A 26,189-nucleotide genomic window follows, 5' to 3' on the forward strand; every position below is an offset into this window, starting at 1 on the left:
GGCCCCCTTCCCTCGGCTGAGTCGAGGGAAGGGGGCCTTCACGCGCTTTACAGATCAGGCTCGCAGGCTCGCCCCGAAACGTTCACCGGCGACCGCGACGGCGGCATCGCGGGCCTTGGTGGCCTCGTCGACCGTGAGCGTGCGATCCGGGGCGCGGAAGCGCAGCTTGTACGCCACCGAACGCTTGCCCTCGCCCAGCTGCTCGCCCTGGTACGAGTCGAACAGCGTGATGTCTTCGAGCAGTTCGCCCGCGCCTTCGCGCAGGGCCTCGGCCAGGTCGGCCGACGGGACGCTCGCCTCGGCGACGAGGGCGACGTCGAGCAGCACCGGCGGGTACGCCGAGATCCGCGGCGCCGGACGGCCGTCCGGGATCGGGATCGCGTCCAGGTCGAGTTCCATCGCGACGGTGCGCGGCGGCAACCCGAGCGCCTCGACGACCTTCGGATGCAGCTCACCGGCGTAACCGACGGGCCACTGCCCCACCCGCAGCTGCGCGCAGCGGCCAGGGTGCCACGGCGGCTGGTCGGCGGCGGCCGTGGTCAGCTCGACACCGGCGGCCTGCGCCACCAGGCGCGCGGCCTGCACCGCGTCGGCCCAGTTGGCCTGCTCGCCCGCGCCCCACCAGCCGGCCCGGGCACGCTGACCCGCGAGCACGACGGCGACGTGCAGCGGCTGCGGCGGGACCGCCGCCTCCAGAACCGCGAGCTCCTCGTCGGTCGGACGCCGGTCCACGCCGAGCGAAGGCATCGGGATCGGGTTCGGCCCGGGCAGCACGACCTGTCCGATGTGGAACAGCGAGACATCCTTGAAACCGCGGGAGATGTTGCGCTGCAAGGTATCCAGCAGCCCCGGCAGCAAGGTGCTCGCCATCCGGTCCTTGTCCGCCTCCAGCGGGTTGCGGACCTTCACGGTGCTGCGGCGGACGTCGTCCTCGGGCAGCCCGAACGCGTCCCAGACCGAGTCCGAGATGAACGGGAAGGGCAGCACCTCGACGTAGCCGTTCTCCGCCAGCGCACGCGCGACCGAGCGACGGCGGCGCTGCGTGTCGGTGAGGCCGCGGCCCGCCGGGGCGTCGGGCAGCACCGACGGGATGCTGTCGTAGCCCTCCAGCCGGAGCACCTCCTCGACGAGGTCGGCGGGCTGCACCAGGTCACCGCGCCAGCTCGGCGGGACGGCGGTCACCAAGGCGGTGCCGTCCTCGGCCGTGCCCACGTTGACCTTGCAGCCGATCTGCGAGAGCCGCTTGACCGTGACACCGCGCTCGTACCGCACCCCGGCCACCTGGTCGGGCAGGCTGATCGGCATGGTCACCGGCGGGTTCGGCTCGACGCCGCCCTCGTCGGTGCGGCCGGGCAGGATCGAACCCTCGCCGTACTGCCGCAGCAGCCGCGCCGCGAGCTCGACGGCCACCGCGCACAGCTGCGGGTCGGTGTAGCGCTCGAACCGCTTGGCCGCCTCGGAGAACAGCTTGTGACGGCGGGCCGTCCGGCTGATCGACGAGGGATCCCAGTGCGCCGCTTCGAGCAGAACGTCGGTGCTCTCGGCGGTGATCTCGGTCGACGCGCCACCCATCGTGCCCGCCAGCGAGATGACGCCGCTGTCGTCGGCGATGACCACGTCGTCCACGTCGAGCGTGCGCTCGACATCGTCCAAAGTGGTCAGTTTCTCGCCCGGCTTCGCCTTGCGCACCACCAGATCGCCCTTGACCGAACCGGTGGCGAAGGCGTGCAGCGGATGCCCGAGCTCGAGCATGACGTAGTTGGTGACGTCGACCGCGAGCGAGATCGAACGGATCCCCGCCAGCATCAGGCGGCGGCGCATCCACCACGGCGTCGGGGCCGTCGCGTCGAGGTTCTTGACCCGGCGCAGCACGAACCGCTTGCAGCCCTCCGTGTCCTCGAGGTGCACCGGCCAGACGTCGCTCTCGGCCTCGGGGACCTCGATGGACGCCGGGTCGCCGAACGGGACGTCGAGCGCGTTGGACAGCTCGCGGGCCAGGCCGCGGACCGACAGGGTGTACCCGCGGTCCGGGGTCGGCGTGACCTCCAGGACAGTGTCCTCGAGGTTGAGCAGCTTGTTCGCGTCCTCGCCCGGGCTGGCCGTGCTCGGCGGCAGCACCAGGATGCCGGAATGGTCGTCACCGATGCCGAGCTCGCTCGCGGAGCAGATCATGCCGTCGCTGAGGCGGCCGTAGGTCTTGCGCGCGCCGATCTCGAACCCACCGGGCAGCACGGTGCCGGGCAGTGCGACGACGACCAGGTCACCCTCGGCGAAATTCGAGGCACCACAGATGATCCCGCGGGTCTTGATGCCCGTGGGGCCTTCGTCCTCGAAAGGACCTTCGTCGTCGTCCTCGTCGTCCTCGTCGAGGTTCTCGTCGGGCTTGTCGGTGTCGTCGTCCGACTCGCCGACGTCGACCCGGCAGAACCGGACCGGCTTCTTGAACTCGGTGAGCTCCTCGATCTCGGCGACCCGGCCGACCACGAGCGGGCCGGTGACGGGTTCGAGCTTCCGGACGTCGTCGACCTCGATGCCGATACGCACGAAGGCGTCGGCCAGATCCTGGGCCGTGACCTCCTCGTCGACGTCGAGGTGTTCGGTCAGCCAGCTGGCTGGGACCTTCACTCAGGCCTCCGTTCCGAAGGGCAGGGTGAACCTGATGTCGCCCTCCACCATGTCGCGCATGTCCGGGATTCCGTTGCGGAACTGCAGGGTGCGCTCGATACCCATGCCGAAGGCGAAGCCCGAGTAGACCTCGGGGTCGACGCCGCAGGCACGCAAGACGTTGGGGTTGACCATGCCGCAGCCGCCCCACTCGACCCAGCCGGGGCCGCCCTTCTTCTCCTCGAACCAGACGTCGACCTCCGCCGACGGCTCGGTGAACGGGAAGAAGTGCGGGCGCAGACGGGTCTTCGAAGTACCGCCGAACATCGCGCGGGCGAAGGCGTCGAGAGTGCCCTTGAGGTGCGCCATCGTCAGGCCCTTGTCCACCGCGAGCCCTTCGACCTGCGAGAACACCGGGGTGTGCGTGGCGTCGAGCTCGTCGGTCCGGTAGGTGCGACCGGGGCAGACGACGTAGACGGGCAGGTCACGGTGCAGCAGCGTGCGGGCCTGCACCGGTGACGTGTGCGTCCGCAGCACCAGGCCGGAGTCCTCCTCGCCGAGGTAGAACGTGTCCTGCAGCTGGCGCGCGGGGTGGTCCTTGCCGAAGTTCAGCGCGTCGAAGTTGAACCACTCGGCTTCGAGTTCCGGGCCGTCGGCGACCTCGTAGCCCATCGCGACGAACGCGTCGGCGATCCGATCCGACAGGGTCGCGATCGGGTGCCGGGCGCCACGGGGCACGCGGTCCCACGGGAGCGTGACGTCGACGGCCTCCTCGCGGAGCACCCTCTCATCACGTTCGGCCTGGAGCACGGCTCGGCGCGCGTCGAAGGCGGCCTGGATGCCCTGTCGCGCTTCGTTGACCCGCTTGCCGGCCTCGGCTTTCTCCTGCTTCGGCAGGGCGCCGATCTCGCGCCGGGCGAGCAGCAGCGGAGACTGGTCCCCGAGGTGGGCGGGCTTGACCGCGGCCAGCGCGTCGAGATCCGCCGCGGCCGCGAAATCGGTCTCGGCCTGTTTGACGGCGGCCGTCAACGTTTCCGGCGCGAGCGTTCCCGCCTGGGGGTCCTGCTTGTCGTTGGCTTCGGACATAACTCCTCGGCGTCCGCTGGGACTGGTCCGGTGCACGCGAGCGCACACATGGGTTTAGCAGCTGCTGAATTCTATGGGACAGCGAACGGCGGCCCCCGATCACCCTCGGGCTGGGCACACCGTCACTCGGAAGTGCGAAAACCGCGCTCTACGCCGTAAACAAGGTGCTGGAACGAACACTGCGTTCCATGAGAGCTCCCTTGGTGTCGTGCTGCTACGGCGTGATGCCTGCGACTCTACGTGGTCGCGGCCCGGGAAGCCATCGCATTCGTGTACACGCAGATGGCGGCGGCCGTCGCGAGGTTCAAGCTCTCCGCCTTGCCGTACATCGGGATCTTGACCGCGAGGTCGACCGTCTCCAGGACGCTTCGCGGCAAACCATGCGCCTCGTTGCCGAACACCCACGCCGTGGGCTCGCCGAAGGTCACCTGATCGAGCTCGGTGTCGGCGTACCCGTGCGCGCCGAAGGTACGGAGCCCGGCGGCGGAGCAGGCCTTCAAGGCCGCGTCGACGTCCCGGATACGGGTGATGGCGGGGTGGAACAGGCTGCCGGCGGCCGCGCGGACGCATTTGCCATTGTGCGGGTCGACGCTGTCCCCGGCGAGGACGACCGCGTCGGCACCGGCGGCGTCCGCGACCCGGATCACGGTGCCCGCGTTGCCGGGGTCGGCGACGTCGACGAGGACGACGACGAGCTTCGCGCCCGGCTTCAGGACGGTCTCTTGTGGACGGTCGACGAGCGCGCAGACCGCGACGATGCCTTGCGGCGTCACGGTCTCGGACAACCCGTCGGCGGCGCGATCGGTGATCGGCGAGACAGGGACGCCGGCCTCACGCGCGACGGTGAGCAGCCGCTCGTGCTGCGCGGCGGCGCGTTCGGTCACGAACAGCTCGAACACCTCGCCGCCGTGTTCGAGCGCGGCCTCGACGGCGTTCGCGCCCTCGGCGAGGAACCGGCCGGTCTTCTCACGCTCGGCCCGGCGGGTGAGCTTGCGCGCAGCAACAACCCGGGGCGTCCGTTCGGTGAACGGAGCCGCCCCGGGTCGCGGAAGAGCGCTGTCGCCGGTCAGGCCGACTTCTTCTCTTCGGTGTTCACGTTCGCCTTGGCCAGCTCGGCCAGCGCGGTGAAGGCGGCGGCGTCGTTGACGGCGAGGTCCGCGAGGATCTTGCGGTCGACCTCGACACCCGCGGCCTTGAGGCCCTGGATGAACCGGTTGTAGGTCACGCCGTTGGCGCGGGCCGCGGCGTTGATGCGGGTGATCCACAGCTGGCGGAAGTCACCCTTGCGGGCACGACGGTCCCGGTAGGCGTAGTTCAGCGAGTGAAGCGTCTGCTCCTTCGCCTTGCGGTACAGCCGCGAACGCTGACCGCGGTAGCCGCTGGCGAGTTCGAGAGTCGCGCGACGCTTCTTCTGGGCGTTGACCGCCCTCTTGACGCGTGCCACTGGTCCATCCTGTCGATCTGGGGGCGCGGCGAGCGCGCCCGGGGTTTACAAGTGCGGGGGTGTCAGCGGCCGAGAAGGCGCTTGACGCGGCCGACGTCGTTCTTGGCGATCTCGGTCGTGCCTTCGAGGCGACGGGTGAGCCTGTTGGACTTCTTCTCCATCAGGTGGCGACGGCCGGCCTTCTGGCGGCGCAGCTTGCCCGAACCCGTGACGCGGACACGCTTGGACGTCCCGCTGTGCGTCTTCATCTTCGGCATTACGTTGTCCTCTTTCGTGCGGCGGCACACCGGTTTTCCCCGGTGTGCCGCTGACATGTGCTGGTCGGCGCTACGCGTCGGCGGGCGGCTCGGACGACTCGTCCTTGGCTGCCTTCGCGGCCTTCTGCGGCTTCACGTTCTTGTGCGGGGCCAACACCATGATCATGTTGCGACCGTCCTGCTTCGGCGACGACTCGACGAACCCGAGCTCGGTCACCTCGTCGGCGAGCTTCTGCAGCAGCCGGAAGCCGAGTTCCGGCCGGGACTGCTCGCGACCGCGGAACATGATCGTGACCTTGACCTTGTTGCCTGCCGCCAGGAAGCGCGACACGTGACCCTTCTTGGTCTCGTAGTCGTGCTGGTCGATCTTCGGCCGCAGCTTCTGCTCTTTGATGACGGTGAGCTGCTGGTTGCGGCGGGACTCGCGGGCCTTCTGCGCGCTCTCGTACTTGAACTTGCCGAAGTCCATGAGCTTGCATACGGGCGGGCGTGCCTGCGGAGCGACCTCGACCAGATCGAGATCGTTCTCCTGTGCCAGCCGCAGCGCATCTTCGATCCGGACGATGCCGACCTGTTCACCGGCCGGCCCGACGAGGCGGACCTCCGGTACCCGGATTCGGTCGTTGATGCGTGTCTCGGAGCTGATGGGGCCTCCTTGGTCCGAGGTAAATTCTTCTACCGTTTCGACCTGGTGCCCACATGCCGAAGGCCCCGGTACCGTGAGGTACGCGAGGCCCACTCATTCCGATCGTGTTCGATCTCCAGAATCGAACACACCGCCTCCGACGCCCGAAATCGTCTTCAGCGAGACCGGACCCGGACACCTGATGTTGCGGCGGTGACACGGGTGGGAGCGGGGCTCCACTTGCCGCCCCCGATCGCTCGGGGGCTGGTCGCTCGTGGAAGGGTACCAGACGTGTCAGATGAACCCGTTCAGCAGCCCCCGTATTCCCCGGACGTCCGCGACCTGGAGGACATCCCGAGCGTCGAGGTGATCAGCAGGGCGGCCGTCATGCTGCTCTCCGCCGGCGCCGAACGTCTCGGTCTCGCGGACGAGGATCCGGCCAGCTCACCGCACCGCGACCTCGACGAGGCCCGCCGCCTGATCACCGCCCTCGCCGGGCTGGTCACCGCTTCGGCAGAGTACCTCGGCCTGCACGCGGGCCCGTTGCGCGACGGCCTCCAGTCTTTGCAGAAGGCGTTCCGCGAGGCTTCGGCCGTGCCGGACGCGCCTGGGCAGGGCCCGGGCGAGAAGTACACGGGGCCGGTCTACTAGTCCCCTCCCGATCCTCAAGTGTCATGAAAGGGCCGTTCAGGACGTTTTTCGTCAGGAACGACCCTTTCATGACATCCGGACTACCGATCTGAAGCGCGAATGAACTAACATTTCAGATGTGAGTGGGTTAGCGAAGGTACCGAGGTCCCTCCTCAGGGATGAGGCTTACGAGAGCATCCGGCGGGCGATCATCGACGGGACGCTGCCGCCGGGAACGAACCTGCGCGACGGCGACCTCGCCGAGCAGCTGGGGCTTTCCCGGGCGCCGGTGCGCCAAGCGCTGCTGCGGCTCGCCGAAGACGGTCTCGTCGAGTCGAAGCCGCAGAGCTACACACGCGTCGCGGGCTTCGTGCCCGACGACGTCCGTGACGCCCTGCAGCTCGTGCGCGCGCTGCATGAGTTCGCCGTCCGGGCGGGCGCGCCTCGGATGGGACCGGCGGAGGTCGCCGCGATGCGGGCGGCCAACACCCGGTTCGCCGACGCGATCGCCGCCGGGGACATCGCGGCCGCGATCGCCGCCGACGACGAACTCCACGACGTCCCGGTGGCCGCCGCGCGCAACCGGGCGATCGCCGCGACGCTGGCCCGCTACACCCCGCTGTTGCGGCGTCTCGAATACGCGCGCTTCGGCTCCCTGCCCGCCCACCGGTCGGTCCGGCGCCACGCGGAACTGGCCGACGCCCTCGAAGCGGGCGACGTCGACGCGGCCTGCGCCATCACCGCCACCATCTGGACCGAGCTCGAAGACCTCCTGGAGACGCCATGACCCTCGCCGATTTCCCCCGCTACCCGCTGCTGTTCGGCCCCTCCCCCGTCCATCCGCTCGAACGGCTCACCGCCCACCTCGGCGGCGCGAAGGTCTGGGCGAAACGCGAGGACGTCAACTCAGGGATCGCGTTCGGTGGCAACAAGACGCGGAAGCTCGAGTACCTGGTCGCCGACGCGCTGGCCCAGGGCGCGGACACGCTGATCTCGATCGGCGGCGTGCAGTCGAACCACACTCGCCAGGTCGCCGCGGCCGCCGCCCGGGCCGGACTCAAGGCCGTGCTGGTGCAGGAGAGCTGGGTCGACTGGACCGACCCGATGTACGACAAGGTCGGCAACATCCAGCTCTCGCGCATCCTCGGCGCGGACATCCGGATGGTCGAGGCCGGGTTCGGTGTCGGGTTCAAGGAGAGCTGGGAGAACGCGGTCAAGGAGATCGAGGCCGACGGCGGGAAGCCGTACGCGATCCCGGCGGGCGGTTCGGACCACCGGCTCGGCGGGCTCGGGTTCGCGAACTGGATCGTCGAGCTCGAAGCGCAGGAGGCCGAACTCGGCGTCTTCTTCGACACGGTGGTCGTCTGCTCGGTCACCGGCAGCACGCAGGCCGGGATGGTCGCCGGGGCCGCGCTTTCGGGGAAGCCGCGGCGGATCCTCGGCATCGACGGCTCGGCGAAACCGGCCGAGACGCGTGACCAGGTCACCCGGATCGCCCGGGCGACCGCGGAGCTGATCGGCGCGGGCGAGATCCGCGACGTCGAACTGGACGAGCGTTATCACGCCGGGATCTACGGCATTCCGGACGAGTCCACTTTGGACGCGATCCGGACGCTGGCGCGGCTGGAGGGAGTGCTCACCGATCCGGTGTACGAGGGCAAGTCCATGGCGGGGCTGATCGACCTCGTTTCCCGCGGCGAGATCTCGCGGGATTCGAACGTGCTCTTCGCGCACCTGGGCGGGCAGCCCGCGCTGAACGGGTACACGAGCGTCCTCTGACCCCGAAGTGTCATGAACGACCCTTTCCTGACGAAAAACGTCAGGAAAGGGTCGTTCATGACACGCGCGCGAGGGTCAGTCCGTCACGGCCAGGACGTCGATCTCCACCAGCAGCCCGGCGGGCAGGCCGACGTAAACGGTGGTGCGGGCCGGGTGCGGCGCCTCGCCGATCAGCTTGTTGTAGACCTCGTTGAACGCGCCGAAGTGGTCGACGTCGGTCAGGTAGACACGCACCATCAGCGCGTCGGCCAGGCTCGAACCGGCGGCCTCGAGCACCGCCTCGATGTTCTTGAAGGTCTGCTCGGTCTGCTCGCCGACGGTCTCGCCGACGATGGCGCCGGTGGCCGGGTCGAAGGCGACCTGGCCGGCCACCTGCAGGATGTTGCCCTTGCGGACCGCCTGCGAGAACGCGGCCACCGGCTTCGGCGCGTTCTCCGTGCTGATCGCGGTCTTGCTCATTCCAACTTCCCCTTTCGGTTCCCCGTCCATCCACTGTGGACGGAAGCTTCTTCGGTGGCGGCGACCAGCTCGGGCACGAGCGCCATCAGGCCGTCGTAGTCGAGCAGCACCTTCGGCACCGACACCGACGCGGCCGCGAGTACCACGCCGCCCGGACCGCGGACGGGCGCGGCGACGCAGTGGATGAAGTCCTCGTGCTCGGCGTTGTCCACCGCGTACCCGCGGTCCGCGACGAGCGCGAGCTCCTTCTCGTAGGCCTCGGGTGTGGTGATCGTGTTCGGCGTGCGGACGAAGAAGTCGATCCTCGATACCACGTCCGCCTGCTTCTCCGGCGTCATCGCCGCGACCAGCACCTTGCCGACGGCGGTGCAGTGCAGGGGCGCGCGTTTCCCGATGCGGGAGTACATCCGCACCGAGTGCCTGCCCTCGAACTTGTCGATGTAGACGACCTCTCCGTCCTCATAGGACGCGAGGTGCACGGTGTGGCCGGTGCGCGCGTTGAGCCCGGCGAGCGCGGATTGCGCGGTGCGGCGGACGTCGCGATCCTCCAGTGCCTGCTGCGCGAGGTCGAAAAGCGCACTGCCCAGCCGGTAGTACCGCTGCCCTTCCCTGCGCACGAAGTGATGTGCCTCCAGGGTGCGCAGCAGGCGCAGCACGGTCGACTTGTGCACGCCGATCTCCTCGGCGAGCTGGTCGAGTGTCTTCGGCTCGCGGGCGAGGCCGCCCAGCAGCGTGAGCGCCCTGTCCAGGCTCTGGCTCATCCGCCCACCACTCCCTTGTCCGTCAGCTTGGCCGCCGCCCATGCTGCCTCATCCGCGCCGAGGAGCGCTTCGACGACGGACCCGGGCAGCGGCGTGCCCACGTCGTCGTGGGTCAGCAGGGTGGCCGCAGCCTGCAAATGGCCACGTCGCAGCCGGGTCGCGGGGTCGTCGCCGCGCAGGGTGGCGGCGAGGAACCCGGCCGCGAAGGCGTCGCCGGCGCCGACCGGTTCCACGACGTCGACCTGGAGCGCGGGCGAGAACAGCGGTGGTCCGTCGCCCTCGACCAACGTCACCCCGCGTGCACCGTGCTTGACGACCAGCGTCTTCGGCCCCGGCACGGCGGCGCGCAGCCTTGCCGGATCACCGGTCCCCCACACCCGCTCGGCCTCGTCCTCGCCCGCCAGCACGATGTCGGCGCGGGCGGCCAGCCCGGCCAGCACCGACGGATCCCGCTCGGTCCACAGCGCGGGCCGGAAGTTCACGTCGAACGACACCAGCGTGTCCCCACGCGGCCGTTCCATCAGCGCCCGCACCAGGTCGAGGCAGCCGTCCGACAGCGCGGGCGTGATCCCCGAAAGGTGGATGACGCGCACGCCGTCGAGTTCGAGTTTCCCCAGCAATCCCGCGTCCATTCCGGACGCGGCCGAGCCTTTCCGGTAGTAGCGCACGGGGCTGCCGTCCGCGCCGCTCTCCTTGACGTAGAGCCCGGTCGGACGGGCCGGATCGACCACGACCGCGCTGACGTCCACCCCGGCCTCACCGATCTCGCGCACCAGCGCGCGGCCGAACGGATCGTCGCCGACGGCGCTCACCCACGCGCTGGTGACACCCAGCGCCGGGAGATGACAGGCGACGTTCGATTCGGCGCCTCCGATGCTTCGCACCCACTTACGTACCTCGTCGGGCGGCCCGGGTTCGGCCGGCACGAACAAGGCCATCGACTCCCCGATGCACAACACGTCGGGCGCGCTTGTCACCTTCACGTCTCCTAGTCGTCATGCCGTTGACCTCCAGCGGACCGGATGCTACACCTATCCCACGCAATATGCGCAACGTCCGTTGCAACATACGCAACCGAGGTGAACCTCATGTTCCAAGCCGGCACCATCGATTCCGCCGCGGTCGCGGCCGTCCGGGAGGAGCGCGTCGACTGGCGCTTCCGCTCGGTCGCGCCCTCGCTGTCCGGTCTCACGATCGGCGAGGCCGCCGCCCGCGGCGCGAAGCTGTTCGAAGACGGCTTCCTCGGCCCGTTCGTCGTCCTCGACGAGGAGGCCGTCGAGCACAACCTCCGCACGATGGCGGCCTGGTGCGCCGAACGCGGGGTCGCGCTGGCCCCGCATGGCAAGACGACGATGGCGCCGCAGCTGTTCGAGCGGCAGCTGCAGCACGGCTCGTGGGGTATCACCTGCGCGAACGCCGGCCACCTGCGGATATACCGCGCGTTCGGCGTTTCCCGCATCCTGCTGGCGAACCAGCTGCTCGACCCCTCCGGTCTGAAGTGGCTGGCCGCCGAACTGGACGCCGACGACGACTTCGAGTTCGTCTGCTGGGTCGACTCGGTCCGCGGTGTCGAGCTCATGACCGAAGCCCTGCGCGGGGCCCGCCGCAAGGTGGACGTGCTCGTCGAACTCGGCGCGGAGGGCGGCCGCACCGGTGTCCGCGACACCGAGACCGCACTCGCCGTCGCCGAGGCCGCGCACGCGAGCCCGGCTCTTCGCCTGCGCGGATCCGGTGGCTACGAAGGCGCGCTTTCCCACCACACGGACGAAAAGTCGCTCCAGCTGATCAGCTCCTATGTGGACGGTCTGCGCGAACTCGTCTTCGCCTTCCACGCCAAGGGCCTGCTCGACGACGCCGGGCAGATCATCGTCACCGGCGGCGGCAGCGCGTACTTCGACCGCGTCGCCGACGAGCTCACCAAGGACTGGGGCGGCCTGGACGTCCTGCCGATCCTGCGCAGCGGCGCCTACGTGACCCACGACGACGGCTTCTACCGCGTGATCTCCCCGCTGGGCGAACACCCGCGTATCGGCGGCGTCGCGTCGTTCCGTTCCGCGTTGCGCGCCTGGGCTCAGGTGACGTCGAAGCCGACGGACGAGCTCGCGCTGCTCACCATCGGCAAACGAGACGCCTCGTTCGACGAAGGCATGCCCGAGCCGCGCCTCATCCGCAAGGGCGACGGGCAGACGTCCGCGCTCGAAGGTCATTCCATCCAGAAGATGAACGACCAGCACGCCTTTCTCACCCTGCCCGCGTCGTCACCGGTCGAGGTCGGGGACTGGATCGCCCTCGGTCTGTCCCATCCCTGCACCGTCTTCGACAAGTGGCCCCTGATCCCGGTCGTCGGCCCCGACGGCGAGACCGTGCTCGATTTCGTCCGCACCCACTTCTGATCCGTCCTCCACCGCCGCAGAGGAAGAATCACCATGGACATCGTCGTCCGCTCGGCACTGGTCGCCGACGGCACCGGAGATCCGCTCACCAGGCACGACGTGGGCATCACCGACGGCCGTATCGCCAGTGTCGCCGAACCCGGCTCGCTCGCGGGCCGCCGCACCATCGACGCCGAAGGACTCGTGCTCGCGCCCGGGTTCATCGACATGCATTCGCATTCCGACCTCCAGTTGCTCGCCAATCCGGATCACCTCGCGAAGCTCTCCCAGGGCGTCACGACCGAGGTCCTCGGACAGGACGGGCTCTCCTACGCGCCGGTGAACGACGACGTCCTCGCCGCGCTGCGCCAGCAGCTCGCCGGCTGGAACGACGATCCGGCCGGGTTCGACTGGAACTGGCGTTCCGTCGGCGAGTACCTCGACCGGCTCGACGCCGGGGTCGCGGTCAACGCGGCCTACCTGGTGCCGCAGGGCACCGTCCGCATGCTCACCGTCGGCTGGGAAGACCGGCCCGCGACCGAAGCCGAGATGAACGCGATGAAGGAACTCATCGCGACCGGGCTGGCCGAGGGAGCGATGGGCATGTCGTCCGGGCTCACCTACACGCCGGGCATGTACGCGACCACCGAAGAGCTGGTCGAGCTGTGCCGGGTCGTCGGCGAGAACGGCGGCTTCTACAGCCCGCACCACCGCAGCTACGGCAAGGGCGCGCTGGAGGCGTTCGGCGAGATGGTCGACGTCTCCCGCCGCTCGGGCTGCCCGCTGCACCTCGCGCACGCCACGATGAACTTCTCGGTGAACAAGGGCAAGGCGTCGAACCTGCTGGAGCTGCTCGACCAGGCGCTCGACGACGGCTGCGACATCACGCTGGACACCTATCCCTACCTTCCGGGCGCCACCTACCTTTCGGCGCTGCTCCCGAGCTGGGCGACCGAAGGCGGGCTCGACGCCACCCTGGCCCGGTTGTCCGATGTGGACACCCGCGAGCGTATCCGTGCCGAGATCGAGGAGACCGGTTCCGACGGCGCCCACGGGGTGCCGATCGACTGGGAGGCCATCGAGATCAACGGTGTCCGCCGCGACGAGAACTCCCACCTCGTCGGGCATTCCGTCGCGGCTTCGGCACAACGGGCCGGGAAACCGGCCGCGGAGCTGTACTTCGACGTCCTGCTCTCGGAAAAGCTCGGGACGTCCTGCCTGATGCATGTCGGGCACGAGGAGAACGTCCAGGCGATCATGCGGCACCGCACGCACACCGGCGGCAGCGACGGGCTGCTCGTCGGCGCGCGGCCGCATCCCCGCGCCTGGGGCACGTTCCCGCGGTACCTCGCACGTTACGTCCGCGAACTCGGCGTCCTCGAACTCGCCGAATGCGTCGCCCACCTCACCGGCCGCGCGGCACAGCGCCTGCGGCTGACCGACCGGGGTCTCGTCCGCGCCGGATACGCGGCCGACCTCGTGCTGTTCGACCCGGAAACCGTCGCCGACACCGCCACGTTCGACGAACCGCGGCAGCAGGCCGCCGGTATCCCCTATGTCTTCGTCAACGGTGTCGCCGCCATCGACGATGGTCAACCGACCGGCGCCCTCGCCGGCCATTCACTGCGGAACCCCGGGAGTGCCCGATGATCGACTGGCTCCAACATTCGACGGGAGGTCTCCTGACCCTCGCCGCCGTCTCGATCGCGGTGTTGTTGTTCCTCATCATCAAAGTCAAGCTCGAGCCCTTCATCGCGCTGATCGTGGTCGGCCTGCTGACCGCGCTGGCCGCCGGCCTGCCGGTCGTCCAGATCGTCGGCTCCGCACAGAAGGCGTCGGACTCCCTGCTGGAAAAGGGTTTCGGCGGGATTCTCGGGCATATCGCCGCGATCATCGGGCTCGGCACCATCCTCGGGTCCATTTTGGAGCGTTCCGGCGGGGCGAAGGTCCTCACCGGCGCGCTGCTGCGGGCCATCGGCGAGAAGCGGGCCCCGCTGGCGATGGGTCTCGCGGGCTTCGTCTTCGGGATCCCGGTGTTCTTCGACATCGGTATCTTCGTGCTGGCGCCGCTGGTCTACGTCGCCGCCAAACAGGGCGGCCGTTCGCTGGTCCTGTACGCGTTGCCGCTGCTCGCCGGCCTTTCGATCACGCACGCGTTCCTCCCGCCGCACCCCGGTCCGGTGGCCGCGGCGGGCCTGCTGCACGTGGAACTCGGCTGGATCATCCTGATGGGCCTGGTCTGCGGTATCCCGGCGTTCCTCGTCGGCGGTGTGCTGTATTCGACCTGGATCGGCAAACGCGTCGACGTGGCGGTTCCCGCGGAGTTCCTGGTCGCGGAGGAAGAGGGCGAGAAGGAGGACAACCCGCCGTCGCTCGGGCTGGTGCTGGGGATCATCGCGGTCCCGCTGGTGCTGATCCTCGCCGGGACCTTCGGCAGCATCTGGCTTCCCAAGGAGTCCGCGCTCGCCGGTGTCGCCGCGTTCATCGGCACTCCGGCGGTCGCGCTGACGATCTCGGTGCTGCTCGCGTCGTGGCTGCTCGGCCTGCGCCGCGGCTTGACGGGCAAGGATCTGAGCGAGCTTTCGGCGAAGTCGCTGCGCCCGGTCGCGATGATCCTGCTCGTGGTCGGCGCGGGCGCGTTCTTCGGCGCCGTGCTGGCCGCGACGGGGATCGGCAAGGCCGTCGCGGGTTCCCTCGACAACGCCGGCCTCCCGGTGATCCTGGCGGCCTACGTGATCAGTTGCGGCATGCGCATCGCGCAGGGTTCGGCGACGGTCGCGATCGTCACCACGAGCGGTATCGTCGCGCCGACCGTGGCGACGCTGGGCTACTCGCAGATGCAGCTCGCACTGCTGGTCGTCGCCATTTCGGCCGGGTCGATCATCGCCTCGCACGTGAACGACGGCGGTTTCTGGATCATCTCGCGGTACTTCAACATGTCCGTTCCGCAGACCCTGAAAACCTGGACCGTCTTGGAAACCGTCCTTTCCGTTTCCGGTTTCGGCGTGGCAGCATTGCTCATGGCAGTGGTTTAAACCACCTGAAAGCTGGGAGAGATCACGATGACCGGACTCGATCGACGCACCTTCCTCGGCGCCGTCGGAGCGGCTGGGCTCACCACCGTTCTGGGTTCCCACCTCGCGAACGCCTCCGAACAGACCTGCGGACCGAAGGGAACCGGGGCCATCTACGTCAGCAGCTACACCAGTTCCGGGCATGGGCTCGATGTCGCTCACCGGGACGCGACCACGAACGCGGTGGTCGTCGACCGGACGATCCCGGGGGTCAGCAACGCTTCCTGGTTCGACGTCAGCGCCGACCGCAAGACCCTCTACGTGACCAATGAGGACGAGAACGGCCAGATCTCCGCGTTCAGCCTCGCCGACCCGACGAAACCCAAGCTGCTCAACAAGAAGTCGGCGAAGGGCCAGCACCCGACGCATCTGAGCGTCCACTCGAGCCAGAAGTACGTGCTGGCCGCGAACTACAGCAGCGGCAGCGTCGTCGTCCTCCCGATCCTCGCGGGCGGGAAACTCGGCGACGTCGTCGATCTGGCTCAGCACAAGGGCGCCGAACGGGCCGCGCACGCCCACCAGGTGGTCAACGACCCCACCGGCAAGTGGGTGCTGTCGGTCGACCTCGGCGCGGATTCGGTCTACGTCTACAAACTCGACGTCGCCACCGGGAAACTGAAGCTGAACCAGCAGCTGAAGCTCCCATCCGGTGCCGGGCCGCGTCACCTCGCCTTCCACCCGAACGGCAAGTACGCGTACATCCTCGGCGAGCTGCGGGCCGAGGTGACCGTCGCGGCGTGGGACCCGGCCACCGGGAAACTGACCGCCGGGCAGGTCGTCGCGGCCGTTCCGGCGGGCACCCCCGGCGCGCAGTACCCGGGCGAGATCACCACGTCCAAGGACGGGAATTTCGTCTACGCGTCCGTGCGCGGTTCGGACACGATCGCGTCGTTCGGCGTCGGCGAGGACGGGAAGTCGTTGCAGCTGCTGAACAACGCGCCCGTCGGCGGCGTATACCCGCGCCACATAACCCTGGATCCGACCGAACGCTGGTTCTACGTCTCCAGCGACAAGTCCGGCACGCTCAGCTGGCTGCCGCGCGATCCCGGGACCGGTCTTCCGGGGGCCGTAGCCGGGAAACTGGCGCTCCCCCAGGTCAATTCCGTCTTTTTCGCCTAAGGAGAAAACCCATGAGAACTCGCGTCTTCATCGCGGGCCTCGCGGCCGTCGGCCTCGTCGCCGGCTGCGCGCCGGCCCAGAACACCCCGGCCGCGGGCGGCGGTGACGAGAAGACCGGCACCGTCCGGGTCTGGCTGTTCGACGAGGCCAACCGCGCGCCCAAGGAGGCGGCGGTCAAGGAGGCGATCACCGAATTCAAGGCGGCGCATTCCGGTGTCGAGGTCGACGTCCAGTGGATCCCGGTGGAAGGCCGCGCGGACAAGTTCTCCGGCGCCTTCAACGATCCGGCGAGCGCGCCGGACGTCGCCGAGTTCGGCAACACCGACGTCTCCAGCTACGCCGCGACCGGCGCGCTGGCCGACCTGACCGGCGATCTCTCGTCGTGGAAGGAAGGCGCCGACATCCTGCCCGCGGTCCTGGAGACCGCGAAGTCCGGTGGCAAGACCTACGGGCTTCCGTGGTTCACCGGTATCCGCGCGTTGTACTACCGCACGGACCTCTTCGCCGAACTCGGCCTCAAGCCGCCCACGACGCTGGCGGAACTGACCGAGACCGCGAAGACGATCCGCGCCAAGAAGCCGGAGCTGTACGGCATCTCCGTCGGCGGCAAGTACACCTACGCGATGCTGCCGTTCCTGTGGGCACACGGCGGCGAGATCGCCAAGCAGGACGGCGGCAAGTGGAAGTCCACTGTGGACTCCGAGCAGGCCAAGGCCGGCGTCACGGCGTACGCGAACCTGCTGAAGGCGGACATCTGCCCGCCCGAGCAGTGCGCCAACCTCACCGGCACGCAGAGCATCACGGCGTTCGCCGGCGGCAAGGCCGGGATGTCCATCGGCGGTGACTTCAACCGCAAGGCCGTCGAAGCGGGCCAGGTGAAGGGCAAGTACGCGATCATCCCGATCCCGGGCACCGAAGCGGGCAAGATCGCTCCGGCGTTCGCGGGCGGCAACCTGCTGGGCGTGTTCAACGCGACCAAGCGCAAGAGCCTCGCGGTCGAGTTCACGCAGCTCCTCGGTGGCGCGAAGTACCAGGAGAAGATGTACGTCGCGATGGGCAACCTGCCCACCCTCGGCAGCGTCCAGCAGAAGCTCGCCGCGAGCGACCCGTCGGTCAAGCCGTTCGTCGACACGCTCACCGCGGGCACGAAGTTCGTCCCCGCCACCGCGGCGTGGTCGAAGATCGACGCGCAGAACGTGCTGCCCACCGCGATCCAGCAGATCGCGACCGGCGGCAAGGACCCCGCGACGGCGCTCACCGCCGCGGCCGCCGAGATGAACAAGGCGTTCGGTTAGTGGTCACGAAAGAAATCCCCCGCACCACGGCTCCGGCCGTCCCGGCACGGCGGTCGCCCCGCCGTCGCCGGGACGGGCGGGCCGCCCTGCTCTACCTGGCGCCCGGTGGCATCCTGCTGCTCGCGATGCTGGTGTACCCGATCTACCAGCTCGTCCTGATCTCGTTCTACGACTACGGCCAGCCGCAGGCGGTCGGCAACGCCCCGCTGGTGTTCCTCGGCTTCGGGAACTACGTCGAACTGCTGGAGAACCTGCAGTTCTGGGAGGTACTGGCCAAGACCCTCGGCTTCACCGCGGTCTGCGTCGTCGGCAGTCTCGCCCTCGGGACGGGTCTCGCCGTGCTGGCGACCCGTGTCCGCGCGTGGGCGCGTGTCCCGCTGTTCCTGGCGGCGCTCGCCGCGTGGGCGACGCCGGCGATGGCGGGCTCGTACGTCTGGCTGTTCCTGTTCGACGCGGACTTCGGCCTGGTGAACGAGGTGCTGTCGGGCATCGGGTTCACCGGGATGGCGAACCACTCCTGGACCTTCGACACCTACAGCACGTTCGGCCTGGTGGCCGCCGAGGTCATCTGGTGCTCGTACCCGTTCGTCATGGTGACGATGTACGCGGGGCTCAAGGGCGTGCCGGAGGAGGTCATCGAGGCCGCGTACCTCGACGGCGCGTCGACCTGGCGCACCACGTGGTCGATCACGCTGCCGATGGTGCGGCCGCTGCTGACCATCGCCACCATCCAGTCGATCATCTGGGACTTCAAGATCTTCACCCAGATCTACGTGATGACCAACGGCGGCGGCGTGGCCGGGCGCAACCTCGTGCTCAACGTCTTCGCCTATCAACAGGCCTTCGCCGGACAGGAATACGGTCTCGGCGCGGCGCTCGGAGTCGTGATGACCTTGCTGCTGCTGTCCATCACCGGGCTGTACGTCCGGTCGCAACGCCGGAGCGCGGGATGGGTGTGACGACGGCTCCGAAGACCCGCCGGGTCAAACGCCCTGGCAGGCTGATCGCGGAGATCATCTGCGTGGTGATCGCCGGCATGGTCGCGTTCCCCGTGTACTGGATGGTGCTCTCGGCCTTCAAGCCCACCGGGCAGATCCAGGCGGAGAACCCCAGGCCTTGGACGCTCACGCCGACCCTCGAACACTTCGAACGGGTGCTGAGCGGCGAAGGTTTCGCGATGTTCTTCCTGAACAGCGTGATCGTGGCCGTCGTGGTGGTGGCGTTGTCGCTGCTGCTGTCGTTCCTTTCGGCGGTCGCGCTGACGCGGTTCAACTTCAAGGGCCGGACGGTGCTGCTGGTGATGGTGCTGGTGGCGCAGATGGTGCCGGTCGAGGCGCTGACCATCCCGCTGTTCTTCCTGATGCGGTCGGTCGGCGACGTCGCGCCCGCGTTCGGCACCAACCACCTCGGCTCGCTGATCCTGGTGCACCTGGCGTTCAGCCTGCCGTTCGCGATCTGGATGCTGCGCGGTTTCGTCGCCGCGGTACCGCAGGAACTGGAAGAGGCGTCGAAGATCGACGGGGCGAGCCGGATGCGGTTCACCTGGCAGATCCTCTTCCCGCTGGTGGCACCGGGGCTGGTGGCGATCAGTGTGCTGGCGTTCATCCACGCCTGGAACGACTTCCTGTTCGCGAAGACGTTCATCATCTCCAACACCGAGAACCAGACGCTCCCGCTGGCGATCCTGGTGTTCTTCAAACCGGAGGACACCGACTGGGGCGCGGTGATGGCGGGTTCGACGTTGATGACCATCCCCGTGCTGGTGTTCTTCATTCTCGTGCAACGACGACTCGTGTCCGTCATGGGCGGCGCGGTGAAGGGTTGACATGCCTGGCTTCGAAACGTTGCTCCCCCGTCCCGTCTCGGTGGAACCCCTGCCGGGACAATGTCCAGTACCGTCCGAAGTGGACGTGCGCCGCGACGACCTCCTGCCCGCCGAGGGTTACCGGCTGGAGATCGATCCGTCCGGCGTGACCCTGCACGCGGCCGACGCGGCAGGCGAGTTCTACGGCCGTCAGACCCTCCGGCAACTGATCGGGCCGGACGCGTTCCGGGCCGCGTCGATCCACAGTGGACAGCGGAGCATCCCGTGCGGCGTGGTCACCGACCATCCGCGGTTCGGCTGGCGCGGCTGTTTACTCGACGTGGCGAGGCACTTCCGGACCAAGGCCGAAGTGCTGCGGTTCATCGACCTGATCGCCGCGCACAAGCTCAACGTGCTCAACCTGCACCTGACCGACGACCAGGGCTGGCGGATCGAGATCCCCGAGTTCCCCCGGCTGACCGAGGTCGGCGGCTGGCGGAAGTCGTCCATGGTCGGACGGCACGACGGTCCGGAACGGGACGGGCGGCCGCACGGCGGGTTCTACACGGCCGACGATCTCCGCGAGATCGTCGCGTACGCCGCCGCGCGTTCGGTCACGGTGGTCCCGGAGGTCGACATCCCCGGGCACGCACGGGCCGCGATCACCGCGTACCCCGAGCTCGGCCCGGAAACCGGCGAGCCGTGGGAGGTGTGGACCAGCTGGGGTATCAGCACGTCCCTGCTGAACACCGAGGAGTCCACAGTGGACTTCTTCAAACGCGTCTTCGACCACGTACTGGAGATCTTCCCGTCCGAGGTCATCGCGCTCGGCGGTGACGAAGTTCCCGGCGCGACCGAGGAACACGGCCGGTTCGTCCGGGAGATCGCGCAGCATCTGGTCGATCGGGGGCGTCGTCCGCTGGGCTGGGACGAAGTGCTCGAAGCGGGTGACCTGCCGCCGATGGTCATCGGGTCGTGGCAGAGCGAAGCGGCCGGCGCCCGCGCGGCGGCCGCCGGGCACGACGTAGTCATGTGCCCCGAGGAGCACGTGTACCTGGACCACCGGCAGTCCGATCACCCGGACGAACCGATCCCCGTGGGGTACCTGAGCACGCTGGAGAGCTTCTACGGCTACGAGCCGGTGCCCGCTGATTTCCCCGAGGGGAAGTCGATTCTCGGGGCGCAGGCGCAGGTGTGGTCGGAGCATCTCGACACCGTGCGGCGGGTGGACTACGTCGCCTTCCCGCGTCTATGCGCCTTCGCCGAGGTGGCGTGGAGCGATCCGGACGGGCGGGACTACGCGGAGTTCCTGCCGCGGCTGCGGGACCATCACCTGCCGCGGCTGGACGCGCTGGGCGTCGAGTACCGGCCGCTCGACGGGCCGCTTCCCTGGCAGACGCGACCGGGCGTGCCCGGACGGCCTCGGCAGCGGTGAACACGTGAAGGCCCCCTTCATTGCGCCTAGCGCAGTGAAGGGGGCCTTCACGTACCTTCCTTGCACCACGCGCGGGGGATCAGGCCATCATGGGGTGATGAGTGATCAGTGGGTCGACGCCTCCCAGCTTCCTGAAGAACTCGTAGCGCTCATCGACACCCTCCGCCCTGGCGAGAACGTGCTCATCACCCGGAACGGCGAGACCATCGGGACGATTTCCGCCGCTGCCCGCGAAGAACCGGTGCGTCCGGCGGACTCCGACGACATCACGGTGGTGGCCACCGCCATGAAGCTGTCCGCGTCGGCGCGGGACTCGTTGTCCGAGCGGCTCGGGCCCGGCTACCTCGTCCTGGACCTGCGCTCGGCTCCCCCGACCGTCGACGTCCTGCTGGTCCCGCCGGGCAGCCCACAGTTGATCGGCAACTTCCGCGCGCTGTATCCGAAGGCCCGGATCGTGATCACGGAGATCGAGGACGCCGAGCTCGGCGTCAAGTACGAGGGTCCGGTGCGCCGTCTGCTCGACGCCGGCGCCGAGGCCTATCTCCCGTCGAGCACGATCCCGAGGCTGGCGGAGCAGCTGGACCGGACCATGACCAGGCTGAACCAGCTCACGGGTGGCACTTCCCTGAGTATCGAAGCGCCGCGGGACGAATGATCAGCGAGCGCCGAAGTCGCCGATGTTCAGCGAACCCACGCGCTCGTCCCAGCTGTCCCAGAACACCTGTTTCCCCGCGGCCAGGTAACGATGCCGGTATCCCATCAGCTCGCCGCAGTCGAAGCTCTCCTCGACGAGGTCGGGCGTGCCGAACGCGTCGAGGAACTCGTCACGGGAACGCAGGTACCCGAAGTGGGCGAGAAGACCGCGCTCGCCGCCGTACATCGCGAAGCCGACGACCACCCCGCCGACGATCCGGTAGCTGAATTTGCCGGGAAAGTGCACGATTCCCTCGCCTTCGACGACGCTCTCGACCACCACTTCACGCGAGAGGGGCGCACCGTCCGCGCCGTAGTACTCCGTCTCCCGGCCGCTTCCGGCGATCACGCGGTGGACGATCGGCGAAAGCGTGACCTCGATGACGCTGTCGCGGGCGACGGTGACGGCGGCGTCCGACCCGAGGCGCGCACCGGCGAGGCTCAGAGTGCGGGGATCGACGTCCGGCCGGGTGAGGACGTCCAGATCGTCGAGTATCTCGATCACCCGATGAAGCGTAGCGCCGGTGGCCAGGTGACCTCGACGAACCGCGGCCGGTAGATCCGCGCGTCCTCGAAGTTGTCGCCGTGGTCGAGGCTGTTCACGTTGTAGGACACCATGAGCTTCCCTGGACGGCTCAGCTGCGGATGCGCTGTCGCGTCGTAGACGATGCGCCGGTCACTGGCTTCGGGTGCCCGGTGGAGCACGACCGGATCGCCGAACGGGCCGGTCGGCGAACTCGCGGTGTACGCGAGCATCACCGGGCTGAAACCGGGGCTCGTGTCCATGGTGATCAGCACGTACTCGCCGCCGACGCGGTTCACCGAGAACGCCGTCCCGACCCCGGACAGCATCCGGGCCGAGTCCTCTTCTCGAGACGACCAGCCGGCGCCGGTCCAGAACCGCCAAGGCCCGCGAAGGCCACCGACGGGCACCCTGGCGAGCCTCAGCCGGCCTTGTTCGGCACCGTAGATGTAGATGTGCCCGCCGTCTTCGAGCAGCTCCGATCCCCACGCGACCTTGTCGCTCACCGGGATCACCAGCAGCTCGGACGGCGTCAGCGCGGGCAGCCGGAACGTCGCCAGCGAGGTCCCGGCGCTCCGGAAATCGAGGCCGCCGGACCCTGTCGTCTCGTACCGGTTGTAGAGCACCCGCAGGACGTCGCCCTGGACGACTCCGTCGCCGACCCAGTAGTGCTCACCGGAACCCGCGAGCCCGATCAGCGCCTCCGGCTCGTCCGCGGTGCCACCGTGCAGCGTCTCCCCCAGCGTGCCGTCGGGCCGCTGGACGACCAGGGTGTTGCGCGCGATCGGGCTGTCCCGGGGACGGCTGTGGTCGGGGTTCACCGTGCCGAGGAACGTGTCCGAGAACAGCCACGCGGTGCGGCCGTCCGGCAGCGGCACCGACACCGTGCGATCCCCGCCCGTCCAGTGCCCGCCCTGATCGCCGTAGCCGTTCCAGAGTTCGTTCAGCCCGGCGAAGGGCGCCACCGGCGGTGGCGGCGCGGACGCGATCCCGCTGCTCGCCACCATGGCGCTGAACAGCAGCGCGGCTGGTACGAGAATCCGCGGCGCCCGACGCATCTGATCATGCTAGAGCCGCCGAGGTCTTCGTACGACCCTTGTGCGGCAGGTGGTTACGGTCGACGAATTCTCGTGAGTGGTAAGGACGGTTAGAACCGTCCTTACCACTCACGAGGGACCAGAGGCGTCAGTTGTAAATGCGCTGCATGGCGCCCGCCGCGACGAGCCCGTTGGCCCACAGCGAGTTCACCCGCGAGATCTCCTGCGCGTTCGGCTTCGCGTTGGTGCAGGACGGGCCGGGGCCGCCGCCGGACATCAGTTCGGAGCACGGGCCCTGGTAATTGTCCGGCAGGCCGAGCGCGTGGCCGGTCTCGTGCGCGGCGATCCGCGTCTGGTCGTACTCCCGCGCCTGCGTGTAGTCGATGAAGATGGTGCCGCGGCCGTGGCCGTCGGTCTCGGCGTACGAACCCGAGGGGTCGTTGCCCTCGGTGTAGCGCAGGGTGGCGCCCGACGAGCTTTCCTGCAGCTTCACGTTGGACACCGAGTTGTTCCAGTTCGCCACGCCGGCCTGGATGGCGGCCCGGAAGGTGGGGGCACCCGAGGCGTCGTAGTAGACCGTGGTGGCCGCCACGGTCTGCTGAGCAGGCTGGACCGCCGCCGTGGCCTGGCCCGCGGTGACCGGGACGGCCAGCAGCGCCAAGCTCACGGAGGCGGAGACGAAGAACTTCCTTGCCATGGACCCACTCCTTGTGAGGACAACGGAATGGTTCGTGAATTTAGGAGTCCCGGCCGAGACCCGGCACCGACTTTCGTCGCTTCCGCCAGCTGGTGATTTACCAACACTTTCGCCCTATTGACATGCACGTGTTCGCATACGACCATGATCCGTCGTATAGGTCGTTATACGGTTTTCGGTTTGTACCAGACCTCGGGGCGGCCGACCTGGCCGTAGCGGGGCTCACGCTGGGCGAGGCCGTTGTCGGCGAGGTATTCGAGGTAGCGGCGCGCGGTGACGCGGGAGGCCCCGATCGCCGTAGCGGCCGCCCCGGCGGACAGGCCGTCGGCGGCCGAGGCGAGGACTTCGGTGATCGCCTCCAGGGTCTGCGCGCTCATCCCCTTCGGCAGGACCTGCCGCTCGGTGGTGCGCAGGGCGCCGAGCGCGCGGTCGATCTCGGCCTGCCCGGTCACCTCGCCCGAAGCTCCGTGGAACTCGGCGTAACGCTCGAGTTTCTCCCGCAGGGAGGCGAACGTGAACGGTTTCAGCAGGTACTGCACCACCCCGACCGACACGGCGGCCTTGACCAGCGCCAGATCCCGCGCCGAGGTCACCGCGATGACGTCGATCGGGAGCCCGGCCGCGCGCAGCGACCGGCAGACGGCGAGACCGTGCGTGTCCGGGAGATAGAAGTCCAGCAGCACCAGGTCGACCGGTTCGCGTTCGCAGAACCGCAGGGCGTCGCCGCCGGAGTGGACGACGCCGGACACCGTGAAGCCGGGCATGCGCTCGACGTACACCCGATGCGCGTCGGCGGCCACCGGTTCGTCCTCGACGACCAGCACCTTGATCATCGTGTCGGCTCCTTCGGCGGCAAACACACGGTGAACACCGCGCCCTCGTCGCGGTCGACGTCGATCGTCCCACTGTGCCGCCGCACCGCCTGACCCACCAGCGCCAGACCGAGCCCGTGCCCGTCTTCGGGTTTGGTGGACCAGCCTCGCCGGAAGACCTCTTCGACGTCCTGGACGCCGGGCCCGGTGTCGGCGACCCGCAGCAGCAATCCGTCGGCGTCCGCGCGGACGGTCACCTCGACGCCGGGCCGACCGCCGGTGCCGGCGTTCCCGGCCGCCGCGTCGATGCCGTTGTCGATCAGGTTGCCGAGGATGGTCACCAGATCCCGCGGCGGGACACCGGTGTCCGCGTCCTCCATGACGGTGTCGGGCGTGATCGTGAACTCGACACCGCGCTCGCTCGCCTCCGCCGCCTTGCCGAGCAGCAGCGCCGCGAGCACCGGTTCGGCGACCGCGCCGACCACACGGTCGGTGAGTTCCTGCGCCAGCGCGAGTTCTTCGGTCGCGAACTCGACGGCCTGTTCGGGGCGGCCGATCTCGACCAGCGAAACGACGGTGTGGAGCCGGTTCGCCGCCTCGTGCGCCTGCGACCGCAGCGCCTCGGCCAGGCCGCGCACGGTGGTCAGTTCCCCGGTCAGCGCCTGAAGTTCCGTGTGATCGCGCAGGATCACCACGGTGCCCATCGCCTTCCCGCCCGAGCGCACCGGCGACGTGCTGACGACGAGCACCCTGGCCTCGGTGAGATGGAGTTCGTCGGTGCGCTCCTCCCCCGAGGTGAACGCTTCGACGAGATCCTCCGGAATGTCCAATGCGGACAGTTCGCGGCCGACCGGGTCGTCGGTGACGGCCAGCAGCGCGCGGGCTCCGTCGTTGCACAGCACCACTCGCCCGTCGCCGCCGACGAGCAGCAGCCCCTCGCGCACGGAATGCAGAACGGCCTCGTGGTATTCGAACAGGTTGCTCAGTTCTTCCGGCGCGATCCCCCTGGTCTGCCGCCGGAGCCGGGCGCTGACGAGATAGCTGCCGATCCCGCCGACCACCAGCACCGCCACCGCGACCCCGATCAGCGGCCACAGGCGTTCCCGCAGTTCGGCGTCGATCGCTTCCACCGTGATGCCGACCGACACCAGTGCGACGACCTGCCCGGCGGCACCGTGCACCGGGACCACGACGCGTTCGGACGGCCCGAGCGAGCCGGCGTAGGTCTCGAGCACCCTGCCGCCGCGTTGCGCCTCGCCGATGTTGCCGATGAACGGCTGCCCGATCAGGTCCGGATTCGGATGGGTGTAGCGGATCCCGTTCTTGTCCATGATGGTCACGAAATCCACCTGCGTGTCCGCCCGGACACTCTGCGCGAACGGCTGCAACGTCGTGGCAGGCTCCGATGTGGACAGTGCGGCCAGCACACCCGGCGCGTCCGCCACCGACTCGGCGACCGCGATCACCTTGTCCTCCGCCCGGTCCTCGGTGGCCCGGACGGAATCGAGATAGGCGAACGTCACCCCCGCCGCGACGAGCACGAAAAGCACGACGAGCTGGAGAATCAGCAGCTGACGGGCGAGACTGCCGCGTCTGGTCCGGATCCGCGTCGTCGAGGGCACCCGCTCATACCAGCACACAGCCGTCCAGGTCGCTCACGGACCCGGGGCGGAATTCCCTAAA

Annotated in this window: 26 protein-coding genes; 12 read left to right on the forward strand and 14 right to left on the reverse strand. The window is 68.8% G+C overall.

The features are described from left to right. Positions 1-54 precede the first annotated feature (54 nt). The 6 genes from pheT to infC all read right to left on the reverse strand — a co-directional run bounded on the left by pheT (position 55) and on the right by infC (position 6,037). Complete coding sequence (gene pheT, locus ACOCEP_RS36840; protein ID WP_482334288.1) at positions 55-2,625, reverse strand: phenylalanine--tRNA ligase subunit beta; 2,571 nt, start codon at positions 2,623-2,625, stop codon at positions 55-57. Further along, the gene (pheS, locus tag ACOCEP_RS36845) at positions 2,626-3,690 is read right to left on the reverse strand and encodes a phenylalanine--tRNA ligase subunit alpha (protein ID WP_482334290.1); all 1,065 of its coding nucleotides are present in this window, start codon (positions 3,688-3,690) and stop codon (positions 2,626-2,628) included. 236 nt (positions 3,691-3,926) lie between these two features. After that, entirely contained in the window at positions 3,927-4,760 is an 834-nt protein-coding gene (locus ACOCEP_RS36850; RefSeq protein ID WP_482339889.1) for a TrmH family RNA methyltransferase, read from the reverse strand. After that, positions 4,757-5,134 carry a 50S ribosomal protein L20 gene (gene rplT / locus ACOCEP_RS36855; RefSeq protein WP_005163284.1) on the reverse strand — a complete coding sequence of 126 codons (378 nt, stop codon included), beginning with the start codon at positions 5,132-5,134 and terminating at the stop codon, positions 4,757-4,759. The genes ACOCEP_RS36850 and rplT overlap by 4 nt, the downstream gene beginning before the upstream one ends. A 62-nt stretch (positions 5,135-5,196) precedes the next feature. Next, on the reverse strand, positions 5,197-5,391 hold the full coding sequence (rpmI, locus tag ACOCEP_RS36860; RefSeq protein ID WP_007028043.1) for a 50S ribosomal protein L35: 195 nt from the start codon (positions 5,389-5,391) through the stop codon (positions 5,197-5,199). Positions 5,392-5,461: 70 nt separating this feature from the next. Then, positions 5,462-6,037, reverse strand: a complete 576-nt coding sequence (gene infC / locus ACOCEP_RS36865; RefSeq protein ID WP_051071860.1) for a translation initiation factor IF-3 — start codon at positions 6,035-6,037, stop codon at positions 5,462-5,464. A 270-nt stretch (positions 6,038-6,307) separates the two neighbouring features. On the opposite strand from infC, the gene ACOCEP_RS36870 reads away from it, so the two are divergent. The 3 genes from ACOCEP_RS36870 (at position 6,308) to ACOCEP_RS36880 (ending at position 8,425) form a co-directional block, all read left to right on the forward strand. Further along, complete coding sequence (locus ACOCEP_RS36870; protein ID WP_005163289.1) at positions 6,308-6,667, forward strand: DUF1844 domain-containing protein; 360 nt, start codon at positions 6,308-6,310, stop codon at positions 6,665-6,667. 118 nt (positions 6,668-6,785) lie between these two features. Beyond that, a complete protein-coding gene (locus tag ACOCEP_RS36875; RefSeq protein ID WP_482334293.1) occupies positions 6,786-7,433 on the forward strand; it encodes a GntR family transcriptional regulator in 648 nt (215 codons plus the stop codon). Then, positions 7,430-8,425 carry a 1-aminocyclopropane-1-carboxylate deaminase gene (locus tag ACOCEP_RS36880; protein WP_482334295.1) on the forward strand — a complete coding sequence of 332 codons (996 nt, stop codon included), beginning with the start codon at positions 7,430-7,432 and terminating at the stop codon, positions 8,423-8,425. Before ACOCEP_RS36875 ends, ACOCEP_RS36880 begins: the two co-directional genes overlap by 4 nt. A 75-nt stretch (positions 8,426-8,500) precedes the next feature. Here the strand turns inward: ACOCEP_RS36880 and ACOCEP_RS36885 are convergent, their stop codons facing one another. Genes ACOCEP_RS36885 through ACOCEP_RS36895 form a run of 3 tightly spaced genes read right to left on the reverse strand, consistent with a single transcriptional unit; the run spans position 8,501 to position 10,583 of the window. Then, entirely contained in the window at positions 8,501-8,884 is a 384-nt protein-coding gene (locus ACOCEP_RS36885; protein ID WP_007028047.1) for a RidA family protein, read from the reverse strand. After that, positions 8,881-9,645, reverse strand: coding sequence for an IclR family transcriptional regulator (locus ACOCEP_RS36890; RefSeq protein WP_037345627.1), 765 nt, complete (start codon positions 9,643-9,645; stop codon positions 8,881-8,883). The genes ACOCEP_RS36885 and ACOCEP_RS36890 overlap by 4 nt, the downstream gene beginning before the upstream one ends. Continuing rightward, a complete protein-coding gene (locus ACOCEP_RS36895) occupies positions 9,642-10,583 on the reverse strand; it encodes a sugar kinase (RefSeq protein ID WP_482339890.1) in 942 nt (313 codons plus the stop codon). Before ACOCEP_RS36895 ends, ACOCEP_RS36890 begins: the two co-directional genes overlap by 4 nt. Before the next feature lie 150 nt (positions 10,584-10,733). Between ACOCEP_RS36895 and ACOCEP_RS36900 the strand changes: the two genes are divergently transcribed. The 9 genes from ACOCEP_RS36900 (at position 10,734) to ACOCEP_RS36940 (ending at position 21,399) form a co-directional block, all read left to right on the forward strand. Then, entirely contained in the window at positions 10,734-12,038 is a 1,305-nt protein-coding gene (locus ACOCEP_RS36900) for an amino acid deaminase (protein ID WP_482334298.1), read from the forward strand. Between the two features lie 33 nt (positions 12,039-12,071). Beyond that, complete coding sequence (locus ACOCEP_RS36905; RefSeq protein ID WP_360123610.1) at positions 12,072-13,667, forward strand: N-acyl-D-amino-acid deacylase family protein; 1,596 nt, start codon at positions 12,072-12,074, stop codon at positions 13,665-13,667. After that, positions 13,664-15,052, forward strand: a complete 1,389-nt coding sequence (locus tag ACOCEP_RS36910; protein ID WP_482334300.1) for a GntP family permease — start codon at positions 13,664-13,666, stop codon at positions 15,050-15,052. The genes ACOCEP_RS36905 and ACOCEP_RS36910 overlap by 4 nt, the downstream gene beginning before the upstream one ends. A 27-nt stretch (positions 15,053-15,079) precedes the next feature. Continuing rightward, positions 15,080-16,210, forward strand: a complete 1,131-nt coding sequence (locus ACOCEP_RS36915; RefSeq protein ID WP_482334301.1) for a lactonase family protein — start codon at positions 15,080-15,082, stop codon at positions 16,208-16,210. Positions 16,211-16,221: 11 nt separating this feature from the next. Beyond that, complete coding sequence (locus ACOCEP_RS36920; RefSeq protein WP_482334303.1) at positions 16,222-17,505, forward strand: extracellular solute-binding protein; 1,284 nt, start codon at positions 16,222-16,224, stop codon at positions 17,503-17,505. Next, on the forward strand, positions 17,505-18,464 hold the full coding sequence (locus ACOCEP_RS36925; protein ID WP_482334304.1) for a carbohydrate ABC transporter permease: 960 nt from the start codon (positions 17,505-17,507) through the stop codon (positions 18,462-18,464). The genes ACOCEP_RS36920 and ACOCEP_RS36925 overlap by 1 nt, the downstream gene beginning before the upstream one ends. Next, on the forward strand, positions 18,455-19,330 hold the full coding sequence (locus ACOCEP_RS36930) for a carbohydrate ABC transporter permease (protein WP_093933506.1): 876 nt from the start codon (positions 18,455-18,457) through the stop codon (positions 19,328-19,330). The genes ACOCEP_RS36925 and ACOCEP_RS36930 overlap by 10 nt, the downstream gene beginning before the upstream one ends. A 1-nt stretch (position 19,331) precedes the next feature. Then, the gene (locus ACOCEP_RS36935; RefSeq protein WP_482334305.1) at positions 19,332-20,744 is read left to right on the forward strand and encodes a beta-N-acetylhexosaminidase; all 1,413 of its coding nucleotides are present in this window, start codon (positions 19,332-19,334) and stop codon (positions 20,742-20,744) included. 97 nt (positions 20,745-20,841) lie between these two features. Beyond that, on the forward strand, positions 20,842-21,399 hold the full coding sequence (locus tag ACOCEP_RS36940; RefSeq protein WP_482334307.1) for a hypothetical protein: 558 nt from the start codon (positions 20,842-20,844) through the stop codon (positions 21,397-21,399). Here the strand turns inward: ACOCEP_RS36940 and ACOCEP_RS36945 are convergent, their stop codons facing one another. The 5 genes from ACOCEP_RS36945 to ACOCEP_RS36965 form a co-directional block, all read right to left on the reverse strand. Continuing rightward, complete coding sequence (locus tag ACOCEP_RS36945) at positions 21,400-21,942, reverse strand: hypothetical protein (protein ID WP_482334308.1); 543 nt, start codon at positions 21,940-21,942, stop codon at positions 21,400-21,402. It lies immediately after the preceding gene. Further along, positions 21,939-23,018 (reverse strand): DUF5005 domain-containing protein, encoded by a 1,080-nt coding sequence (locus ACOCEP_RS36950; RefSeq protein WP_482334310.1) that lies wholly within the window; start codon positions 23,016-23,018, stop codon positions 21,939-21,941. Before ACOCEP_RS36950 ends, ACOCEP_RS36945 begins: the two co-directional genes overlap by 4 nt. A gap of 127 nt (positions 23,019-23,145) precedes the next feature. Continuing rightward, positions 23,146-23,694 carry a snapalysin family zinc-dependent metalloprotease gene (locus tag ACOCEP_RS36955; protein ID WP_482334312.1) on the reverse strand — a complete coding sequence of 183 codons (549 nt, stop codon included), beginning with the start codon at positions 23,692-23,694 and terminating at the stop codon, positions 23,146-23,148. Positions 23,695-23,858: 164 nt separating this feature from the next. Then, positions 23,859-24,527 (reverse strand): response regulator, encoded by a 669-nt coding sequence (locus tag ACOCEP_RS36960; protein ID WP_482334314.1) that lies wholly within the window; start codon positions 24,525-24,527, stop codon positions 23,859-23,861. Then, complete coding sequence (locus ACOCEP_RS36965; RefSeq protein ID WP_482334316.1) at positions 24,524-26,128, reverse strand: ATP-binding protein; 1,605 nt, start codon at positions 26,126-26,128, stop codon at positions 24,524-24,526. The genes ACOCEP_RS36960 and ACOCEP_RS36965 overlap by 4 nt, the downstream gene beginning before the upstream one ends. Positions 26,129-26,189: the final 61 nt, after the last annotated feature.

Source organism: Amycolatopsis sp. CA-211722 (assembly GCF_056828465.1).

Bases quoted from the DNA above. Each gene is read 5' to 3' on its own strand.
- pheS (WP_482334290.1), bottom strand. From the start codon at position 3,690: ATGTCCGAAGCCAACGACAAGCAGGACCCCCAGGCGGGAACGCTCGCG.
- rpmI (WP_007028043.1), bottom strand. From the start codon at position 5,391: ATGCCGAAGATGAAGACGCACAGCGGGACGTCCAAGCGTGTCCGCGTC.
- ACOCEP_RS36880 (WP_482334295.1), top strand. From the start codon at position 7,430: ATGACCCTCGCCGATTTCCCCCGCTACCCGCTGCTGTTCGGCCCCTCC.
- ACOCEP_RS36885 (WP_007028047.1), bottom strand. From the start codon at position 8,884: ATGAGCAAGACCGCGATCAGCACGGAGAACGCGCCGAAGCCGGTGGCC.
- ACOCEP_RS36890 (WP_037345627.1), bottom strand. From the start codon at position 9,645: ATGAGCCAGAGCCTGGACAGGGCGCTCACGCTGCTGGGCGGCCTCGCC.
- ACOCEP_RS36895 (WP_482339890.1), bottom strand. From the start codon at position 10,583: ATGGCCTTGTTCGTGCCGGCCGAACCCGGGCCGCCCGACGAGGTACGT.
- ACOCEP_RS36900 (WP_482334298.1), top strand. From the start codon at position 10,734: ATGTTCCAAGCCGGCACCATCGATTCCGCCGCGGTCGCGGCCGTCCGG.
- ACOCEP_RS36905 (WP_360123610.1), top strand. From the start codon at position 12,072: ATGGACATCGTCGTCCGCTCGGCACTGGTCGCCGACGGCACCGGAGAT.
- ACOCEP_RS36910 (WP_482334300.1), top strand. From the start codon at position 13,664: ATGATCGACTGGCTCCAACATTCGACGGGAGGTCTCCTGACCCTCGCC.
- ACOCEP_RS36915 (WP_482334301.1), top strand. From the start codon at position 15,080: ATGACCGGACTCGATCGACGCACCTTCCTCGGCGCCGTCGGAGCGGCT.
- ACOCEP_RS36920 (WP_482334303.1), top strand. From the start codon at position 16,222: ATGAGAACTCGCGTCTTCATCGCGGGCCTCGCGGCCGTCGGCCTCGTC.
- ACOCEP_RS36930 (WP_093933506.1), top strand. From the start codon at position 18,455: ATGGGTGTGACGACGGCTCCGAAGACCCGCCGGGTCAAACGCCCTGGC.
- ACOCEP_RS36935 (WP_482334305.1), top strand. From the start codon at position 19,332: ATGCCTGGCTTCGAAACGTTGCTCCCCCGTCCCGTCTCGGTGGAACCC.
- ACOCEP_RS36940 (WP_482334307.1), top strand. From the start codon at position 20,842: ATGAGTGATCAGTGGGTCGACGCCTCCCAGCTTCCTGAAGAACTCGTA.
- ACOCEP_RS36950 (WP_482334310.1), bottom strand. From the start codon at position 23,018: ATGCGTCGGGCGCCGCGGATTCTCGTACCAGCCGCGCTGCTGTTCAGC.
- ACOCEP_RS36955 (WP_482334312.1), bottom strand. From the start codon at position 23,694: ATGGCAAGGAAGTTCTTCGTCTCCGCCTCCGTGAGCTTGGCGCTGCTG.
- ACOCEP_RS36960 (WP_482334314.1), bottom strand. From the start codon at position 24,527: ATGATCAAGGTGCTGGTCGTCGAGGACGAACCGGTGGCCGCCGACGCG.